At 69.7% G+C, this 17,517-nt stretch carries 17 protein-coding genes; 1 reads left to right on the top strand and 16 read right to left on the bottom strand.

Translation table 11 applies throughout. From position 1 onward, the window contains the following. Position 1: 1 nt before the first annotated feature. The 9 genes from ACEXQC_RS09295 to ACEXQC_RS09255 all read right to left on the bottom strand — a co-directional run bounded on the left by ACEXQC_RS09295 (position 2) and on the right by ACEXQC_RS09255 (position 8,994). Complete coding sequence (locus ACEXQC_RS09295) at positions 2 to 784, bottom strand: nuclear transport factor 2 family protein (protein ID WP_374820773.1); 783 nt, start codon at positions 782 to 784, stop codon at positions 2 to 4. A 13-nt stretch (positions 785 to 797) separates the two neighbouring features. After that, the gene (locus ACEXQC_RS09290) at positions 798 to 1,832 is read right to left on the bottom strand and encodes a sugar phosphate isomerase/epimerase family protein (RefSeq protein WP_374820770.1); all 1,035 of its coding nucleotides are present in this window, start codon (positions 1,830 to 1,832) and stop codon (positions 798 to 800) included. Positions 1,833 to 1,861: 29 nt separating this feature from the next. Beyond that, positions 1,862 to 2,974 (bottom strand): sugar phosphate isomerase/epimerase family protein, encoded by a 1,113-nt coding sequence (locus tag ACEXQC_RS09285; RefSeq protein WP_374820767.1) that lies wholly within the window; start codon positions 2,972 to 2,974, stop codon positions 1,862 to 1,864. Further along, a complete protein-coding gene (locus ACEXQC_RS09280; protein WP_374820765.1) occupies positions 2,971 to 3,363 on the bottom strand; it encodes a C-glycoside deglycosidase beta subunit domain-containing protein in 393 nt (130 codons plus the stop codon). Before ACEXQC_RS09280 ends, ACEXQC_RS09285 begins: the two co-directional genes overlap by 4 nt. Before the next feature lie 67 nt (positions 3,364 to 3,430). Beyond that, positions 3,431 to 4,972, bottom strand: coding sequence for a c-glycoside 3-oxidase CarA (carA, locus tag ACEXQC_RS09275; protein WP_374820762.1), 1,542 nt, complete (start codon positions 4,970 to 4,972; stop codon positions 3,431 to 3,433). Further along, the gene (locus ACEXQC_RS09270) at positions 4,969 to 5,763 is read right to left on the bottom strand and encodes a TIM barrel protein (RefSeq protein WP_374820760.1); all 795 of its coding nucleotides are present in this window, start codon (positions 5,761 to 5,763) and stop codon (positions 4,969 to 4,971) included. Before ACEXQC_RS09270 ends, carA begins: the two co-directional genes overlap by 4 nt. A 51-nt stretch (positions 5,764 to 5,814) precedes the next feature. Further along, a complete protein-coding gene (locus ACEXQC_RS09265; RefSeq protein ID WP_374820757.1) occupies positions 5,815 to 6,651 on the bottom strand; it encodes a carbohydrate ABC transporter permease in 837 nt (278 codons plus the stop codon). A gap of 1 nt (position 6,652) precedes the next feature. Continuing rightward, entirely contained in the window at positions 6,653 to 7,618 is a 966-nt protein-coding gene (locus ACEXQC_RS09260; protein ID WP_374820754.1) for a carbohydrate ABC transporter permease, read from the bottom strand. An 86-nt stretch (positions 7,619 to 7,704) separates the two neighbouring features. Further along, positions 7,705 to 8,994, bottom strand: coding sequence for an ABC transporter substrate-binding protein (locus ACEXQC_RS09255; protein WP_374820751.1), 1,290 nt, complete (start codon positions 8,992 to 8,994; stop codon positions 7,705 to 7,707). A gap of 161 nt (positions 8,995 to 9,155) precedes the next feature. Here ACEXQC_RS09255 and ACEXQC_RS09250 point away from each other — a divergent pair, with 161 nt between their 5' ends. Further along, positions 9,156 to 10,097 carry a LysR family transcriptional regulator gene (locus tag ACEXQC_RS09250; protein WP_374820748.1) on the top strand — a complete coding sequence of 314 codons (942 nt, stop codon included), beginning with the start codon at positions 9,156 to 9,158 and terminating at the stop codon, positions 10,095 to 10,097. Positions 10,098 to 10,139: 42 nt separating this feature from the next. Here the strand turns inward: ACEXQC_RS09250 and ACEXQC_RS09245 are convergent, their stop codons facing one another. The 7 genes from ACEXQC_RS09245 to pcaH form a co-directional block, all read right to left on the bottom strand. Beyond that, complete coding sequence (locus ACEXQC_RS09245; protein ID WP_374822035.1) at positions 10,140 to 11,636, bottom strand: C-glycoside deglycosidase beta subunit domain-containing protein; 1,497 nt, start codon at positions 11,634 to 11,636, stop codon at positions 10,140 to 10,142. A gap of 50 nt (positions 11,637 to 11,686) precedes the next feature. Then, positions 11,687 to 12,991, bottom strand: coding sequence for a C-glycoside deglycosidase beta subunit domain-containing protein (locus tag ACEXQC_RS09240; protein ID WP_374820745.1), 1,305 nt, complete (start codon positions 12,989 to 12,991; stop codon positions 11,687 to 11,689). 123 nt (positions 12,992 to 13,114) lie between these two features. Beyond that, positions 13,115 to 13,510 carry a carboxymuconolactone decarboxylase family protein gene (locus ACEXQC_RS09235; protein ID WP_374822032.1) on the bottom strand — a complete coding sequence of 132 codons (396 nt, stop codon included), beginning with the start codon at positions 13,508 to 13,510 and terminating at the stop codon, positions 13,115 to 13,117. Positions 13,511 to 13,617: 107 nt separating this feature from the next. Next, positions 13,618 to 14,397: an alpha/beta fold hydrolase gene (locus ACEXQC_RS09230; RefSeq protein WP_374820742.1), complete on the bottom strand. Its 780-nt coding sequence runs from the start codon at positions 14,395 to 14,397 to the stop codon at positions 13,618 to 13,620. Beyond that, a complete protein-coding gene (locus ACEXQC_RS09225) occupies positions 14,394 to 16,103 on the bottom strand; it encodes a lyase family protein (protein ID WP_374820739.1) in 1,710 nt (569 codons plus the stop codon). Before ACEXQC_RS09225 ends, ACEXQC_RS09230 begins: the two co-directional genes overlap by 4 nt. Further along, positions 16,093 to 16,656, bottom strand: a complete 564-nt coding sequence (pcaG, locus tag ACEXQC_RS09220; protein WP_374820736.1) for a protocatechuate 3,4-dioxygenase subunit alpha — start codon at positions 16,654 to 16,656, stop codon at positions 16,093 to 16,095. Before pcaG ends, ACEXQC_RS09225 begins: the two co-directional genes overlap by 11 nt. Beyond that, positions 16,653 to 17,474 carry a protocatechuate 3,4-dioxygenase subunit beta gene (pcaH, locus tag ACEXQC_RS09215; protein ID WP_374820733.1) on the bottom strand — a complete coding sequence of 274 codons (822 nt, stop codon included), beginning with the start codon at positions 17,472 to 17,474 and terminating at the stop codon, positions 16,653 to 16,655. The genes pcaG and pcaH overlap by 4 nt, the downstream gene beginning before the upstream one ends. Between the last annotated feature and the right edge of the window lie 43 nt (positions 17,475 to 17,517).

The raw sequence follows: 17,517 nt of genomic DNA, 5'->3' as shown, positions 1-17,517 counted from the left end.
CTTACTTGAACGTGTCGTCGAAGGTGTCGTGAGCCACCGGGGGCACCGGTTCGAGCTTCTGCACCGTCTCGGGGTTGTAGGGGTAGTTGAGCTCGGCGGCCGGCTCGTCGGCCGGCGGCATGAACACGGGCTTGCCGTCGTCGCCGAAGTACATGAGGTCGAGGTCGAAGGCCCCTTGGTTCTTCACGCCGAAGCTCACCCAGTTCTCCTCGAAGGGAGCACGGGCCAGCTCGTAGCAGCGGAACTTCCAGAACCTCCACTCGCCGTCCTGCTTGAGGAAGTCGATGGCGTACTTGCACCACACCCAATGCGCCCAGACCTTCTTGCCGAGCACCTCGTCCGGCGAGTACATGTCGGGGAAGGCCTTGGCCACCTCGGGATCGGTGAGGCCCGACTCGGTGCCGGCCATGAGCCAGACGCCCTTCGCGGTCCTGCCGTCGGCGGCGACCTCGATCACGGGTGTGGTCGTGGCGTGCAGGATGAGCTTGCCGACAGGGTGCGGGCGATCGCGGTGGTACCGCGTCACGCTCTCCCACGTGGTGTACTGCCCGGCATTGGTGTACCGGGCGCGGATGCCCTCCGTGCCCTCCTTCACCCACAGCGGGATGATCTGCTCGTCCTCGAACGCGTTGTGAAGGTACATGTAGCGGCTGAACAGGTTCTCGACCTGCCCGCGGTCCTCGGCCCGCTGCGCGAGGCGGAGCGCGTCGGCGACCTCGCCGCGCAGGCGGGCGATCTCCTCGGCGAGCTCGGCCACGGTCGGCTCACGGGTGGTGTCGGTCATGGCGATCCCCTGCTCAGACCGAGACGGCCGCGTAGTCTTCGATGGCGCGTCGCATGAGCGCGTGCTGCTTCTTCACGAGGTCGATGGGGTCGGACTCACCGAGGTCGGAGAAGGCGTGACCCTCCCACTCGCTCGAGAGGTATCCCTTGTAGCCGCCCTTGACGAACTGCTGCACGATGAGCGGGATGTCCATCGCGGGCTCCTGCCCCTCCTCGTTGATGTCGAAGAACTTGGCGTGCACGTGGAAGATCTGCGGCATGATGTCGAGCCACTCCTCGGCGGGCACCAACCCGTGCATGTTGAACGCCAGCCGCGTGAACGGCCCGAGGCGCGCGAAGTCGAAGTTCTCGGCCGTGAGGAAGTCCTCGAACTTCTGGTTGCGCACGTACATGGGTGTGGGCTCGTGCCAGATCTCGTCCATCACGTCGAAGTACCGCTCCGGCATGCCCATCTGGCTCATCGTCCGGAGCAGAGTCGGCGAGAGGCTGTGCATCGTCGACGAGAAGTCGGCGGTGAAGCCGAGACGGTCGCTGCCGAGCTCGTCGTAGACCTCGCGGATCTCGAGCACCTTGGGGTCGTTCGGCCCCGACGGCGCGTGGATCTCGTAGCCGAGCCGCTGGTCGTACTTCTCGGCCAGCGGCAGGAGGCTCCGCAGCAGCTCCTTGCCCGCCGAGCGGATGACGATGGTCTTGAAGCCGAGCGTGTGGGCCGACTTGAGCTGCCTGGCGAAGAAGTCGTACTCCTCGTCGGGGGTCATGTCGCGATCCTTGCGACGCCCCATGTCGAGGTTGGTGCCGACCGCGCTGGCCTCGAGCCCGTACTTCTCGAGGCTGTCGAACCAGAGCTTGGTGAACTCGGCGTCGACGTCGGGGTAGCTGCGCAGCATCTGCGCGAAGTTGAACTCCACACCCGGGCCGATCCCGTTGTCGGCGACCGCCTTGATGAGCGTCTCAGGGGTGTAGAGCCCTGCGGCGAACTCGCTCGTGAGCGAGTAGAGGGTGATGCCGAGGTCGATTCCTGTGCCGGCGATGCCGGTTCCGTCTGCCATGGTCGTGTCCTTCTGGAGGTGTCGTCCGCTCAGCGCGTGGGCTGGGCGAGGTGGGAGGAGAGCACGGCTCGTGCTTCGGCCGGGTCGGTGATCATGCGCGACCCCGCGTCGGCGGCGGCCGAGCGCTGCACGGCGTGCTCCCCGCGGATGATGTCGAACGGGCTCTCCCAGGAGTTCCAGTGCCAGCCCTCGTACTCGCTCGAGATGGCGCCGCTGTAACCGCGCTCCACGAGGTACTGGATGAGGCCGCGCACGGGCACCGAGGGCTCTTCGCCGTGCTCGTCGATGCCGAAGAACTTGCCGTGCACGTGGCGGATCCACGGGGCGATCCCGTCCCAGGTGTCGATCTGGGCGGGGCCGAAGAGCCCGGTGCCGTTGATGCCGAAGTCGATGCCGAGGTCGGGCCGACCGTGCTGGTGGGCGAGCCCGATGAAGGCGCCGAAGCGCTCCCCGTGCTGAGCCTGCGTCTCGGGCGGTCCCTCCTGGTAGGTGCGGTTCCAGAGCTCGCTCACGGCGGTGAGGAGCTCCTCGCTCGCGCCGCGGCGGCGGTAGGCCTCGAGCAGCGACGGCGCGAAGCCCACGACCGTGGCACCCCAGTCGGCCGTGAAGCCGAGCAGGGGCGAGTCGATCCGCTCGAAGGCGTCGCGCACGAGCATGATGTCCTCGTGCCGACCGTGGTGGTGGGCGTGCACCTCGAGGGCGAGGGTCACGCCGGTGCGCTCGGCCACGGGGAGGATCTTCTCGAAGAACTCCGGCGGCAGGCCGGTGGGCGTGATGCGCGCCACCGGGAACCCGAGCTTCGCCGCCGCCTCGACCTGGGGCGTCATGTACTCGACCACCTCGTCGATGCTCATCATGCGGCGCGGATCGACGGCCCAGTCGCCGTTGGCGGCGAGCGAGGTGGGCACGAGGTCGAGCTCGGCCATGATGTCGCGGAACCAGCCCACGAACGCATCGTCGATCTTCGGGAAGTCGCGGATGCTCGAGAAGCCGATGATCTCGACACCCGGCCCGAATCCCTCGGCGGCGACCTTGCGCAGCAGCCCCTCGAGGTCGTACTCCCTGGCGTGGAACGCCCGGGTGAAGCTGTAGAGCGTGACGCCCTGGATGGGCGTGCCCAAGCCGGTCGATACGTCGGTCATGATGCCACCGCTTCCATGGTCTTCTCGTTGTGCTCTTCGATGCGCAGCACCCCGTGGTCGGTGACGACGTAGGGGATGTAGAGCTTGAGCGCCACCCTCACCTCGTGCGAGCCGCCGACCTCTACGGGGATGCTCCCCGAGAGCACGGCGGAGTCGGTGGGGAACCACCACTCGTCGATGACCCCCACGAGCTCGTCGAGCGTGTAGGTGCGGCCGTTCATGGTCCAGCGGATCGAGTCGGCGGGAGCGGCGACGCCGTCCACGCTGAACTCCACCTCGGAGACCGAGGCCGCCGGCAGCGAGCGGTACCAGGGGAGACGGACCTCGACCGTCGAGGTCGCGCCGTCCGTCTTCAGGGTGTTCTGCTCGATGATGCGATCCGGGATCATCGCGTCCTCCTCGTGTACGACCACTTTGTCATGATTCATTCATCCTAATGTCGGTTTTCTACCTAAGTCAATCCTGGGCCGCGATGGCCCTGGCTCCCTTGACCGCCAGGGCCACGGAGGTGAGCGTGGGGTTGCACGCCGTCGAGGTGGGGATGACGTTGTTGCCGGCCACGTGCAGGCCGGGGAACCCCCACACCTCGCTCGTGGGGCCGCACACGCTCTCGCCGTCGTCGGTCTCGCCCATGCGCGTGGTGCCCTGGTAGTGCAGTGATGCCCCGAGCGGCAGCTGGAACGGATGCTCGTCGAGGGGCTCCCCCACCGCACGGCCGAGGCTCACGATCTCGCGCTTGGCGCGGTCGATGACCTCGCGGTCGCGCTCGGTGAGGGCGTAGTGCACCCGGATGGCGGGCATCCCGTAGGAGTCGACGTCACCGTCGGTGAACTCGAGCCGGTCGTCGCGCTGGAGCTCCTTCGCGCAGAACAGGCCGAGCCCCACGATCGAGCCGGGCACCACCGGGTCGTCGTCGGCGAGCGGGATCGGTGACGCGTCGAGCTGCATCACCTGTCCGTGGAACGGCAGGTCGTCGGTGAACGGCACCCAGCTCACCCCGCTCGATTCGCTCAGGGCTCCGCTCGCGGGCCGCGCGGCCTCGGGAGCGGGCTCGAGATCGTCGATACCCGTGATGCGGGCGGCGAAGACCACCTGGGACTGGTCGTTGAGGTAGCGGCCGAGGGCATCGGGGCGGATGCCGGAGGCCCACAGGAGCTGCGGCGTGCGCAGCGCATCCGCCGCCACCACCACGAAGCGGGCGCGCACCTCGTGCCGCTCGCCCGTGCGCTGATCGCGCACCTCGACGCCGGCCACCTGGTGGTGCTCCGGCTCGATCACGACCCGGGTCACGAGCGACTCGTCGAACAGCTCGAACCGGGGGTTCTGCCGCGTCACGTCGCCCATCACCACGTCGGAGCCCGACCACACGAGGCCCCCGTCGTCGCGGCGGTGCACGGCGAGCGGCATGCGCTGCACCCGCGAGGCGGCGAGCCTGCCCTCGTCGACCGCGGCGGAGAGCCGCTCCCTCAGCAGGTCGCCGAACGGAGCCCCGTCGAAGGCGTGGGTCGTGACGCCGAGCAGCCGTTCACCCTCGGCGAGCAGCTCGTCGAGCTCACCGGTGTCGTCGAGGAAGCCGATGCGCTCACTCGCTCCCGGGCGCGGGCAGGCCGCGGTCCAGTGCGCACCCATGCCGCCCACGTTGCTCGACATGGCCGCGAGCGGCAGTCCGTCGCCGCTCGTGGCGAAGGCGCCGTCGGGCAGCAGGAACGTGCCCGGGCGCGCCCGGCGGCCGCCCTGCGCCACCGCGGAGGGCGAGTTCAGGGTGGCCTCGCCGGCACCCGGGCCCTCCGAGCGCCGCTGGGCCGAGGCCCTCTGCTCACCGTCGACGATGTTCTTGACGTGCGACCCAGCGGGTTCGGAGACCGTCGGGCCCACCTCGAACATCGCGATCGAGAGGCCGGGGGCCAGCTCGCTGAGGATGCGTGCGTAGGCCGACCCTGTGGGTCCGCTCCCCACGATCGCGACATCGACCGCCTGCGGGTAGCGCGGGCCGGTCATACTCGGGCCGCCACCTCGCGGATGAGGGCGACGGAGGCGTCGCTCTCGGTGGTCGGGTAGTACTCGAGGCCGATCGGGCCGTCGTAGCCGGCGGCGCGGAGCAGCCCGAGGCGCTCGTCCCAGTCGAGGGATCCGGTGCCCGGTTCACCGCGACCGGGTGCGTCGGCGAGCTGCACGTAGCGGATGAGGTCCCCGCCGTTGGCGAGCTCGGCCTCCATGTCCTCGCCCTCGACCGCCGAGTGGTAGATGTCGTAGAGCACGCCGAAGAACGGCGAGTCGACACCGCGGGCGATGTAGACGCCCTCGGCGGTGCGGTCGAGGAGCGATCCGGGGTGGTCGACGCGCACGTTGACCGGCTCGATCACGAGGGTCACGCCCGATCCGTCGATCTGCGCGATGGCCTTCGTGTAGATCTCGATGAGGTCGTCGAGCTGGGTCTGCCGCTTGGCCCCGCCGAAGCCGGTGCCGCTGCCCACGACGATGCGCGTGTTGCCGAGCTCCCGCGCGATCGCCACGCCCTCGTCGAGCTTGCTGTAGAAGGCGGAGTGGTCGCGCGGGGGGATCATGAACTGCGTGCGCGGCTCGGCGAGCTGGGCCACGAGCGAGGTGCCCGTCTCCTCGAGGGCCGCCTTGAGCGCCGGGATGTCCTTGGGCTTCGCCGGAGCATCGGTACCGGTCGGTCCCCACATCTCCACGGCGGTGAAGCCGGCGGCCGCGGCCGCGCGCACGCGGTCCTGGTAGTCGCCTGCCTCGGTGTAGAGGAGCTCGATGTTGGGCGCGAGGGTGTACATGGTGTCCTGCTTTCGTGAGAGGTGTGGTGGAACTGATTCGGGCGTAGGGCGCTAACCCTTGAGGCCGCCCGAGAACCCCTGCATGAACTGCTTCTGGGCGAACAGGAAGAACGCGAGGATGGGGACCATCGAGACGATCACGATGGCGAAGATCTGGTTCCACGACGAGACCAGCGAGCCGATGTAGTAGTACATGGCCACCGGGAGCGTCTGGTTCTCCGATCCGCCGAGGAAGATCAGGGAGGTGAAGAAGTCGTTCCAGACGATGAGCCCGGCGAGCGTGGCGACCGTGCCCGTGGCCGGAGCCATGAGGGGCAGCACGATGCGGAAGAAGATCTGGGTGCGGGTGGCGCCGTCGATGGCGGCGGCCTCCTCGTACTCGGTGCCGAGGCTGCGGAAGAAGCCCGCGTAGAGGAAGATCGCGAGCGGCAGCAGCATGCCCGTGAAGAGCAGGATCATGCCCCAGACCGAGCCCGTGAGCCCGATGGCCCTCGCCCCGATGTAGAGGGGCACGGTGCCGAGCTGGGTGGGCAGCACGATGGCGATGAGGAAGAGGTAGAACACGCCTCGGCTCCAGCGCCTCGTGCTGCGCGAGATCACGTAGCCCGTGAGGGCCCCGAGCAGCACGAGCAGCACGATGCTGCCCGCGGTGATGATGAGGCTGTTCACGAGGCCGAGCAGCACGTTCGAGTTGCCGGTGGCGGTCAGCACCTTCGAGAAGTTCGAGAAGTCGAGCGCCGCGGGCGGGGCGAGCGTCGACGAGGTGATGGCCTCGCTGTCCGACTTGAGCGCCGTGGTGATGAGGAAGTAGAAGGGAGCGAGGAAGACGAGGGCGGCGATCCAGAAGAGGACCTCGCGCAGGGCGGTGAACTTGGTGTACCTGAACATCTCAGTTGCCCTCCTTCTTCTCGCCGGTCACCCGTTGCTGCAGCACGGCGAAGACGAGGATGATGACGGTCAGCACGAGCGCGAGTGCTGCGCCGTAGCCGAAGTTGCCGAGGGCGAACGACTCCTTGTAGACCTGGGTGGCCAGCGTCTCGGTGGCTCCGGCCGGTCCGCCTCCGGTGAGGGCCATGATCTGGTCGAACACCCTGAGTCCGTTCACGAGGCCGAGCGTGGTGGAGATGGCGATGGCGGGCCGGATGCCGGGGAGCGTCACGTGCACGAAGCGCTGCCAGAGGGTGGCTCCGTCGATGGCGGCCGCCTCCTCCACCTCGACGGGGACCGACGAGAGGCCGGCGATGTAGATCACCATGGCGATGCCGGTGTTCTGCCAGACGAGCACGATGAGCACGGTCCAGATGGCGTAGGTGGGGTCTGCCACCCAGGCCTTGGCGAACTCACCGAGGCCCAGGGCGTTCAGCGCGGTGTTGATGGGCCCGTTGAAGTCGAAGATGAACTTCCAGATGTACGAGACGGCGAGCGGGCTGAGCACCACCGGCATGAAGAAGAGCACTCGCAGCACGTAGCGCGACTTGAGGCCGCGGTTGAGGCCGAGGGCCAGCACGAGGCCGGCGATGTTGCTGAGCACCACCGAGCCGAAGGCGAGGAAGAGGGTGTTGAGGAGCGAGCCGAACTTGGTCGAGTCCTCGAAGATCTTGACGAAGTTGTCGAAGCCGATCACGGCGAAGTCGCCGATGCCCGACCAGTCGGTGAAGGCGAAGAACCCGCCGATCGAGGTGGCGACGTAGTGGATGGCGAGCACGAACACGATGCCGGGGAGGGCCCACCACCAGTGGCCGAACGAGAGCTGGCGCGAACGCCGACGCACGGGCTTCGTGCCGCGCGAGTGGCCGCGGTCGTCTCCGGGGGTGGCTTCGCGGGTCTCCTCGCGGTTCTTGAGGGTAGAGCTCATGATGTCCTCATCGTCATCGGGGCCGGATGGGGGGTGCCGCCCGGGAGAGGTCGTCTCCCGAGCGGCACCGGGTCAGTCGCTGCAGGTCACTCGTCCCACGCGGCATCCATGGAGGCGAGCACCTGGTCGACGGTGTTCTGACCGGTCAGGAGACCCTGCACACCGGTCTGCAGAGCGGCGTACACCGACGGGTTGGGCCACACGTTCGCCGGCAGCGGTGCGTAGGAGCCGTCGGCGAGCAGGTCGACCACGTCGGAGTAGACGGTGTCGCTGAGGTCCATGTCCTGGTACGCCGAGATCGGCAGCTCACCGGAGTACTCGAAGTACTTCTGCTGGGCCTCCGGGGTGGCGAGCCAGTCGAGGAAGTCCTTCGCCGCGGTGTTGTCGGCCGACTTGGCGTTGAGCGACATCGTGTAGTTCGAGCTCGCGAGGATGTAGGGCGTGCCGCCATCCGGAGCCGGGAAGGCCTGGATCTTGAAGTCGGCCTCCGGCGGAGCGGCCGTGGCGATCTCGACCGCGGATCCGGAGGGGATGAAGCCGCCGATGGAGGTGCCGCCCGCGAGGCCGTTGGTGATGGCGTCGAAGCCGCCGCCCTCGACGCCGGGCTGGAAGCATCCGCCCTCGTTCAGGTCGATGATGGTCTGGAGCGTGTCCTTCCAGCCCTCGGTGTCGGCGAAGGTGACCTCGCCGTCGGCGCGCTGCTGGTTCCAGTCGGGGGTCTCGGCGTAGACGCGGCTGGCCGAGATGGCCTGGGCCGTGAGACCGGCGTTGGGGCCGGCGGCGCCCGCCACGGCGAACATCGACTTGCCGGCGGCCGTGAGGTCGGTGCACTCCGTGTAGAGATCGTCCATGCTGGTCGGGAACTCGGTGATGCCGGCCTGGGCGGCCGTGCCCATCGAGGCGACGATCGATCCGATGGTGAAGTCGAGCGGCTGGCCGTAGACCTCGCCCTCGTACTCGAAGACCGACTCGCTGCCCTCGGGGATGAGGCCTGCGGCCGTGTCGCCGAGCGGAGCCAGGAAGCCCGCCTCGGCGAGGGGGATCAGCCCGCGGGCGTCTCCCGAGCCGGGCGTGGTCTGGATGACATCGGAGGCGTTGCCCGCGGAGAGCTGGGTGCGGATGGTCTCGCCGTACTTGTCGTTGGGGGTGGGGTTGGTCGTGATCTCCACACCCTCGTTCTCGGCCATGTAGTCCTTGGCGAGCGTCTCGTAGGGGCTCTCCAGGTTGTTCGAGGTGGCGAACGTGAACGTGAAGGAGTTCCCATCCGTCTCTGCGCTGTCCCCGGATCCGGAGCATCCGGAGAGGATGAGGGCGGCGGCAGCCGTGGTGGCCACCATGCTCGTGCGGAGGACGCGAGAGCGACGTTGCTGTGCCATGTCCAGCCTTTCTGACTTCGTTGTCGGCGGCCCGTCCGTACGAGGCGCCCTGCTGTTCCGCCAGTATCGCATCGCTTGTGCTAGAAACACACATAAGTGCTTTCGATATGCGGCATAAGGTAGAGTCAGGCATCACCCGCTGACCGGAGGATCACATCGTCGTGGCCGATTATTCGTTGCTCTCCCGCCTCGATCTCAACCTCCTCGTCGCCCTCGACGCCCTCCTCACCGAGCGCAGCGTCACGCGGGCCGCGGAGCGGCTGCACCTCAGCCAGCCCGCGCTGAGCGCCTCGCTCGCGCGGCTGCGCACGCACTTCGACGACCCGATCCTGGCGCGCCGCGGCAACTCCTACGAGCTCACCCCGTTCGCCCTGCGCATCTCGGAGCACACCGCCACCGCGCTCGAGGCGGCCAGGCGGGTGTTCGAGAGCCAGGCGACCTGGTCGCCGGCCCAGTCGAGCCGCGAGTTCTCGGTGTACGGATCCGACTACGGATTCGCCACCATCGGCACCGTCGTGGCCCGTCTCGCCTCGGAGCGCACCAGCAACGTGCGCTTCCACTTCATGCTGCACAACCCCGTGGTGGTGGAGGACGCGGCGAACCGGCTGCGGTCGGCCGACGCCATGATCCTGCCGCACGGCTTCCTCACCGACATGCCCTACGCCGACCTGTGGCACGACGACTGGCACGCGATCGTGGCCGAGTCGAACACCGCGGTGGGCGACGAGCTCTCGATGGACGATCTGGCGACCCTGCCGTTCGTGCTGACCTACGCCTCCCGGAGCGCCTTCACCTCGGTGGCGAGGCAGATCCAGCAGCTCGGCGTGGAGCCCAGGGTCGACGTCGTGGTCGAGAGCTTCCTCTCGATGCCGCTCTTCGTGCTCGGCAGCGATCGCGTGGGCCTCATCCACGGCGCCCTCGTGCCGCTCGCGCGGAGCATCGGCGGCCTGCGCATCGTGCGACTGCCCTTCGCCGCCACTCCCATCACGAACGCGCTGTGGTGGCATCCCGTGCACGGCAGCGACCCCGAGCACGCGTGGATGCGCGCCCTGTTCGCCGAGGCGGGCCGCATCGTGGAGGAGACCGTTCATCGCCCGAGCTGAACCGTCGCCCTACGCAGGGCTGACGGCTCAGCGGGTGAGAGCTCAGCGGGTGGGCGTGTGCTTGCGCATCGCCGAGCGGATGAGGTCGTGCTGGCGCCGCACGAGCACGAGCGGATCCACCTCGCCGAGGTGCGCGAAGGCGTGCCCCTCCCACTCACTCGACCAGAAGCCCCGGTAGCCGCCTTCCACGAACACGTCGACGAGGGCGGGGTAGTCGATGGCCGGCTCCTGCCCCTCGTCGTCGATGTCGTAGAACTTGGCGTGCACGTGGAAGATCTGCGGCATGATGTCGGCCCACTCGCGAGGGTCGATGTGCCCGTGCATGTTGAAGGCCAGGTGGGCGAACGAACCCAGTCGGCCGGGGTCGAAGCCCCGCCCGGTGAGGTAGCCGATGAACTCCTGCTGCCGCTCGCGCATGGGGGCATCCGTCGCCCAGATGCTCTGCAGCGTCTGCACCGCCTCGTCGTCGAGCCCCGCGCGGGCGACGGCTCGGAGCAGGGTGGGCGACATGGAGTGCATGGTCGAGGAGAAGTCGGCCACGAAGCCGAGCAGTGGCGAGTCGAGCTCGGCGTAGACATCCCGCACCTTCACGATGTCGGCCGTGTTCGGACCCATCGGCGCGTGGATCTCGTAGGCCAGCTTGAGCTCGAGCTCCTCGGCCACGGGCAGCAGTCGGCGCAGCAGCTCCGGCTTCGCGCTCTGGATGCGCACGAGCGGGAATCCCAGCGTCGCGGCGCCCTGCAGCAGGAGCTCGCTGAACTCGAACTCCTCGTCGGGGGTCATGTCGCGGTCACGGCGGCGGCCCATGTCGAGGTTCGCCCCGAAGGAGCTCGCCACGAAGCCGTGCTTGTCGAAGGCGGTGCGCCAGCGGTCGGCGAAGTCGCTCGTGACGACCGGATAGCTCGGCAGCGCCTGCGACGCCACGATCTCGATGCCGGGGCCGATGCCCAGCTCGGCCACGCGGTCGAGCAGGCCGTCGAAGTCGAACCAGCCGGCGCGGAACTCGGCGCTGGCCGAGTAGAGGGTGAGCCCGAGCTGGAATGGGTCGTCACCGCTGTCGGGCGCGGGGGGAGCCTGCTGGGAGACCGTGACGGAGGTCGGGACCGCCGCGGGTGGCGCAGAGGCCCTATCCGTCGCCACCAGGGTGAAGACGTCGTGCACCACGTTCGGCACGTAGATGCCCGGCCCGCCATCCCGACCGGGCGCGATCTGCATGTACGGCAGGCGGAGCTCGCCGTGCAGCACGACCTCGTGGGTGTCACCCAGCGCGATCGGTGCATCCCGACGCACGATCAGCAGCGGGTGGCTCTGCAGGTGCCAGAGCACCTCGCTGCTCTGCGGCAGCTCGTCGAGGGAGTAGGTCGTGCCGTCGAGCTCGAACCGCAGCTGCTCCGCCGGCACCTCGACCCCGTCGAGGGTGAGGGTGAGCTCGGAGACCGAGGAGAGCCAGAGGCTGCGGTACCAGGGGATGGTGAGCGAGAGCGCGAGCCCGTCGGGATGCGTGCGCAGGCTGTCGGCGGTCAGGAGTCCGTTGGGCATGGCCATGGTGGAGCTTCTCTCGTGGAGTCGGGTGATCGGGTGCGAGCGGGTCAGCTGAGGCGCGAGGCGACGCTGCGGATGAGGGAGTGCTGGCGGCGCACCTGCTCGATGGCGCGCCAGGGTTCCCTCGTGCCCTCGTACTCGCTCGACAGGTAGCCCGTGTAGCCCGCATCCTTGAGGCTCTGCAGCACCGGCTGCCAGGGGATCTGCTGGTCGACGAGCTCGTCGTCGATGTCGTGGAACTTGGCCTGCACGAACACGATGTACTCGCCGATCGCCACGAGATCGGCGGGGTCGACGCCGATGCCGTCGAGGAAGGCGGGCCGCGTCTCGCGGGTCTCACCCGGGCGCAACGGGATGGGGCGGTCCTGGAAGATCCCGGTGTCGATGAGCAGACCGAAGTGCTTCGTGCCCGTGCGCTGGATGAGGTCGATGTAGTCGTCGACCACCGGGTGCTTGATGGGGGTCGGCGAGTGGATCTCGGGGCAGATGATCACGTCGAGCTCGGCGGCGAGGTCGAGGCTCCGCTCCACCGACTCCGTCCAGATGGGGTCGGGCACGAGATCGCTCGAGACGACGCCGATCTTGGGGCGCACGAACTGGAAGCCGAGGCGCTTGGCGAGGCGCAGGTCGCGCTGCAGCGTCGCCGCCCCCTCCTCGGCCGTCATGGCGCGGGCGTTGGGTCCGCTGGAGTGCAGCCGGGTGTCGATCCACGAGCCGAGGTTGGTGGGGGTGAGCGAGTAGCGCTCGAGCAGCTCGAACCAGGTGTCGAGCCACGCCGTCGAGGGCTCGGGGTAGCCCGCCACGTGGGCCTCGCCCAGGACCTCGATGCCCGTGGCGCCCACATCGGCCACGTGGGCGAGCGCCGACTCGAGGTCGAGCACGGTGCCGAAGTCGTGCATGTAGCTGTAGAGGCTCACGCCGTACTGGAACGGGCCCCCCTGCTCCGACGACCGCAGCGTCATGCGGCGGGTCTCGCGGAAGACGGAGGGCTGGTGCTCCTCGGGGATGTACGACATGCGCAGGCGGAGCTCCACCGAGACCTCGTGCACACCCTCGGGCAGGCCTCCCGGCAGCGGCACCGTGATGACGGCCGCGTCCTCGAGCGGCCAGCGCAGGCCCTCGGAGTCCCAGAGCTGCTGCAGGGTGCGGGTCTCGCCCTGCAGCGTCCACAGCGGAACATCGGGGCCCACGTCGACGAGGTCGCCGACCCGCACGGCCACACCGTCGATGAGCGACGCCGTCATGCCGCGGTAGGACTGCATGCGGAGGCGCAGCTGGAAGCCGGTGACCTCGCCGCCCTCGGTGATGTTGCAGAATCCGATGGACTGGATGAGATCGCGCTCGAGAAGCATCGTCGCTCCCTGTGATGGGGGTGGAACCGGCTCCGTACGGAGTGGCGCTTCGAGCCTACCGCCTTATGTTTGTTCTGCGCATAAGTGATAGCGATCCGCTCATAAGCATTCCAGGGCTTGCGATCAGCCTGCCGGGTCGCTGGGCGGGGTCTCGGCGGGTGGGGTCTCGGCGGGCGGGGTCTCGGCGAACACGGCCGCGGCGATCCGGAACGCCGTGTTGGCGGCCGGAACACCGGAGTAGACGGCCGACTGCAGGATGACCTCGCGAATCTCCTCCATCGTCAGCCCGTTGCGCAGGGCCGCGCGCAGGTGCATCGCGAGCTCCTCCTGGTGGCCGTGCGCGATGAGCGAGCTGAGCACGGCCACTGAGCGCGAACGGCGGTCGAGGCCGGGGCGCGACCAGATGTCTCCCCACGCCACCCTGGTGATGAAGTCCTGCCAGTCGGCGGTCAGCTCGGTGCTCGATCGCGCGGCGCGGTCGACGTGCTCGTCGGAGAGCACGGCCCGCCGCACGGCCATGCCCTGCTCCCAGCGCTCGGCGTCGGTGAGGCCCGTGCCGTCGGGCCGGCTCTGGAGCCTGCTCTCGGGCCTGGCGGGTCCGGCATCGGGCGTGCTCTCGGGTGGCGTCACGGGCGGTCTCCTTCAGAGAGGCGGTCGAGGAACGCGAGGAGCAGGCGCGCCGTCTCCTCGGGCTGCTCGGCGGGCGGCAGGTGCGCGGCGCCCTCGACCACGTGGGATTCACCGTGCAGCACGCCGCGGGCGATCTCGGCGGACTTCTCCTCGGGGGCGACGGTGTCGAACCTCCCCCACAGGGCGAGCACGGGAGCTTCGATCTCGCCGAGGCGCCCGCGCACGTCGTACTGCGCGAGTGCTTCGCAGCAGAGGGCGTACGACTCGTCGTCGGCATCCTGCAGGGCGTGCAGCAGCCGGCCCGAGACATCCGGATGCCGCGCCATCGACTCGGGCGCGAACCAGCGCTCGGCCGATCCGATGATCACGCTCGAGGTGCTCTGGGCCCTCACCGTGGCCGCCCGATCCCGCCAGGCCTGCGGCTCGCCGAGCTGCGCGCCTGAAGCCACGATGGCGGCCGCACGCACGCGGTCGCCGTGGCGCAGCAGCAGTTCGAGGCCGGTCGCGCCGCCGAGGGAGACGCCGGCGTAGAGGAAGGGACCCTCCACGGAGGCCGCGACGGCGTCGGCGAGCTCGGCCACCGAGAACGGCGCCGTCGCGGGCCGGGATGCCCCGTGCCCGGGCAGATCCCACGCCACGACGCGGAACCGCTCGCTCAGCCCGCGCGCCACGCCCTCCCACAGCAGGGCAGAGGTCCCGAGCGAGGGCCCAACCACCACCAAGGGCAGCCCGTCCTCCCCACCAAACTCCCGCACGGCGATGGCAGGAACAGTCATGAGGCCTCCCCCACTCCGCTCCCGGCGGCAGGGCCGTGCCCACTACCAGCGGCAGGGCCATGTCCACCACCAGCGGCAGGGCCGTGCCCGCCGCCGGTAACGGGGCCGAGTCCATCGCCGGCGGCAGGGCCATGCCTGTCGTCGGTGGCGGAGTCGCGTCCGCCATCGGTGGCCGGGTCGTGCACGACGTCGGTGGCGGGGTCGGGCCCAGCGCCGGCGGCAGGGTCGCGCCCATCGCCGCTGGCAGGACCGTGCCCGTCGTCGGTGGCGCCGGCGGGGGCGGGGGTGGTGGCGCGGTCTACTCGGGTGAGGGCGTCTCCGAGGTAGTGGGTGGGGTCTAGGAGGGCGGGGATGTCGAGGGGCGCCGCCTCCGGGAGGGCGGTGAGCAGGGCGGCGAGGTCCTCCCCCGCCGCGACCCGCGCCACGAGAGCCCGCACACGGTCGGTGCCGATGAGGGGGGTGAGCACGAGCGAGACGCGCTCGGCGAGGATGAGCCCGCGCGTGAGGCCCAGGGTGCGCGCCACCGCCTCGCGGTCCACCCGCAGCGCCCGCGCGAGCTGCGCGCCGTGGGCGCTCGCGCCGAGGGCGAGTCTCAGCAGCTCGCGCAGGGTCGGCCACTCGGCGTGCCAGGCACCGTCGGGCCGTTCGTCGACGGCGAGCGCCGCGCACACGTGCAGCGTGGCCGCGAGCTGAGGAGCGCGCAGGGCGGCCGATCGGATGAGCACCGCCTGCACCGGGTTGCTCTTCTGAGGCATGGTCGACGAGGCGCCTCCCGCCCCGGAGCCGAGCTCGGCGATCTCGGTGCGCGAGAGGGTGGTGACGTCGCCCGCGAGCTTGCCGAGCGCATCCGTCGTCTGGGCCAGGGCGTCTCCGAGCTCGGTGATGGGCCAGCGGCTCGTGTGCCACACCTCCTCCACGGAGGCGAGGCCCGCCGACTCGGCGAAGCGGGTCGGCAGAGCGGATGCTGCGGCGCCGCCGAGCTCGACGAACGAGGCACGGGTGCCGGCGGCTCCGCCGAGCTGTGCGGGCAGGGTGAGCTGCCGCAGCCTCGCGGAGGCGCGGCGGAGGCCGCCCAGCCAGCCGACGGCGCGGAGCCCCACGGTGGTGGGCACGGCGTGCGCGGTGAGCGTGCGGCCCGCGGCCACGACGTCGCGGTGCTCGGCGGCGAACTCGGCGAGCGCCGTCTCGGCGGCCTCCAGCTCGACCAGGATCGTGTCGACGGCACGGCGGGCCACGAGCATCAGGGCGGTGTCGACGATGTCCTGGCTGGTGGCGCCACGGTGCACCCACGGACGCTTCTCGGCATCGACCCTTTGCTTCAGGGAGCTCACCAACGGGATGACCGGATTGCCGCCGGCCACTCCGGCCGCGGCGAGGTCGCCCGCGTCGATGCCGTGCGGACGGGCGCGGCGGAGCTCGGCATCCCATCCCCACGCCTCGGCGATGGCCTCGGCTTCGACCGAGGGCAACGCGCCGACCGCAGCCCACGCGCGCACGAGCGCGAGCTCGGCGGTCACGAGCGCGTCGACCACGGCGTCGTCGGAGACGAGCCCATCGTGCCCGACCGTCAGCGGCGACAGCAGACCGCGATCGACGGCGCCCGACACCGAAGTGCCGACAGGGCTGTCCGCACGCGAGCTCACGGATGGCCGGCCGCTCGAGGGCCGGCCGTCGGGGGCAGGGGTGGCGGGGGTGTCAGAAGGCAAGGAACACCGTCTCTTCCTCGCCCTGCAGACGGAGGTCGTGGCGCAGGCGGTCGGCGGCTTCGCGCGACGCGATGAGGGTCGAGCGCTCGTGTGGCTCGAGCGACGCCAGCAGCGGGTCGGCGTCGAGGGCGCTCTGGTCGTCCGGCAGGTAGATGCGTGTGTGCAGCTTGTCGGGCAGGCCACGGGCGTAGACGATCGCCGCCCAGAACGGCGCGCGCCCGCGAGTCGTGGCACCCGGCGCCCTGGTGAAGAACTCGTAGTGCCCCTCGTCGTTCGTGAACGCCCGGCCGAAGCCTGTGAACGTGTGGTCGTCGCGACGGAAGGCCCCCCGCTCCCTGGGCACGTGCCCGTTCTCGTCGGCGCCGAAGATCTCCACGAAGGCATCGGGCACGGGCGCCCCCAGACCGTCGCGGATGGTGCCACCGAGCAGCACAGCACCGGGTGCGTAGGGGGAGACGACCTGGTGCATCCGCTCGTACCCCACGCCGTAGGCGAAGAAGGGGCCGACCGTCTGGCCCGGCGTGGCTCGGAGGGTGCGCGGTGGCACGGTCATGACGGCTCGCTCTCGGTGTCGTTCTCGAACCAGGTGGCGTCGGGGCCGTCGACCACGATGTCGAAGCGGTAGCCGGTAGCCCACTCGGGCGAGGTGAGGTCGTGGTCGTACACACCGATCAGGCTCTCACGATCCTTCTGCCGCCAGATGGTGTTGAAGATCGGGTCGAGCGCGAACAGCGGATCGCCGGGGAAGTACATCTGCGTCACGAGCCGCTGCGTGAACGAGCTGCCGAACACCGAGAAGTGGATGTGCGCCGGCCGCCAGGCGTTCGCGTGGTTCTTCCACGGATACGGCCCCGGCTTGATGGTGGTGAACGCGTAGTGCCCGTCGGCATCCGTGATGGCCCGCCCCGCCCCCGTGAAGTTGGGATCGAGCGGCGCGGGGTGCTGATCCCGCTGATGGATGTAGCGGCCGGCCGAATTGGCCTGCCAGATCTCGATGAGCTGCTCGGCCACGGGCCGCCCCCAGGAGTCGATGAGCCGCCCCTGCACCGTCATCCGCTCACCGAGCGGTTCGCCGGCGTGCTGCAGGGTGAGGTCGCTCTCGATGGCCGCCACGTCGCGCTGCCCGAACGCCGGCGAGAGCAGCTCGATGGTCTCGGGGTCGACGAGCGTGGGGCTCTTCGTGGGGTGGCGCAGGATGCTGGATCGGTAGGCCGGGAAGTCGTGCACGGTGGAGGGCAAGCGCTCGCCCCGCTGCTCGAGCAGGGCCAGCTCGGCGTGACGCTCGCGGATCTCGGCCGTGATCTCGCGCTGCGTCGCCTGATCGGGTGCGGCCAGGAGGCTCTCGGGCGCTCGGGCGGCTGGTGCTGTCACGGTGTCTCCCTCACGGTGTCTCCTTCGACGGATCGCGTGACTC

The organism is Herbiconiux liukaitaii (assembly GCF_041927495.1).
In the GTDB taxonomy this organism is placed as follows: Bacteria; Actinomycetota; Actinomycetes; order Actinomycetales; family Microbacteriaceae; genus Herbiconiux; species Herbiconiux liukaitaii.
This window is presented reverse-complemented; position numbering and strand designations above follow the sequence as displayed.

Bases quoted from the DNA above. Each gene is read 5' to 3' on its own strand.
- ACEXQC_RS09240 (WP_374820745.1), bottom strand. From the start codon at position 12,991: ATGCTTCTCGAGCGCGATCTCATCCAGTCCATCGGATTCTGCAACATC.
- ACEXQC_RS09230 (WP_374820742.1), bottom strand. From the start codon at position 14,397: ATGACTGTTCCTGCCATCGCCGTGCGGGAGTTTGGTGGGGAGGACGGG.
- ACEXQC_RS09260 (WP_374820754.1), bottom strand. From the start codon at position 7,618: ATGAGCTCTACCCTCAAGAACCGCGAGGAGACCCGCGAAGCCACCCCC.
- ACEXQC_RS09295 (WP_374820773.1), bottom strand. From the start codon at position 784: ATGACCGACACCACCCGTGAGCCGACCGTGGCCGAGCTCGCCGAGGAG.
- ACEXQC_RS09285 (WP_374820767.1), bottom strand. From the start codon at position 2,974: ATGACCGACGTATCGACCGGCTTGGGCACGCCCATCCAGGGCGTCACG.
- ACEXQC_RS09290 (WP_374820770.1), bottom strand. From the start codon at position 1,832: ATGGCAGACGGAACCGGCATCGCCGGCACAGGAATCGACCTCGGCATC.
- ACEXQC_RS09270 (WP_374820760.1), bottom strand. From the start codon at position 5,763: ATGTACACCCTCGCGCCCAACATCGAGCTCCTCTACACCGAGGCAGGC.
- carA (WP_374820762.1), bottom strand. From the start codon at position 4,972: ATGACCGGCCCGCGCTACCCGCAGGCGGTCGATGTCGCGATCGTGGGG.
- pcaG (WP_374820736.1), bottom strand. From the start codon at position 16,656: ATGACCGTGCCACCGCGCACCCTCCGAGCCACGCCGGGCCAGACGGTC.
- ACEXQC_RS09235 (WP_374822032.1), bottom strand. From the start codon at position 13,510: ATGGCCGTGCGGCGGGCCGTGCTCTCCGACGAGCACGTCGACCGCGCC.
- ACEXQC_RS09255 (WP_374820751.1), bottom strand. From the start codon at position 8,994: ATGGCACAGCAACGTCGCTCTCGCGTCCTCCGCACGAGCATGGTGGCC.
- ACEXQC_RS09280 (WP_374820765.1), bottom strand. From the start codon at position 3,363: ATGATCCCGGATCGCATCATCGAGCAGAACACCCTGAAGACGGACGGC.
- ACEXQC_RS09245 (WP_374822035.1), bottom strand. From the start codon at position 11,636: ATGCCCAACGGACTCCTGACCGCCGACAGCCTGCGCACGCATCCCGAC.
- ACEXQC_RS09265 (WP_374820757.1), bottom strand. From the start codon at position 6,651: ATGTTCAGGTACACCAAGTTCACCGCCCTGCGCGAGGTCCTCTTCTGG.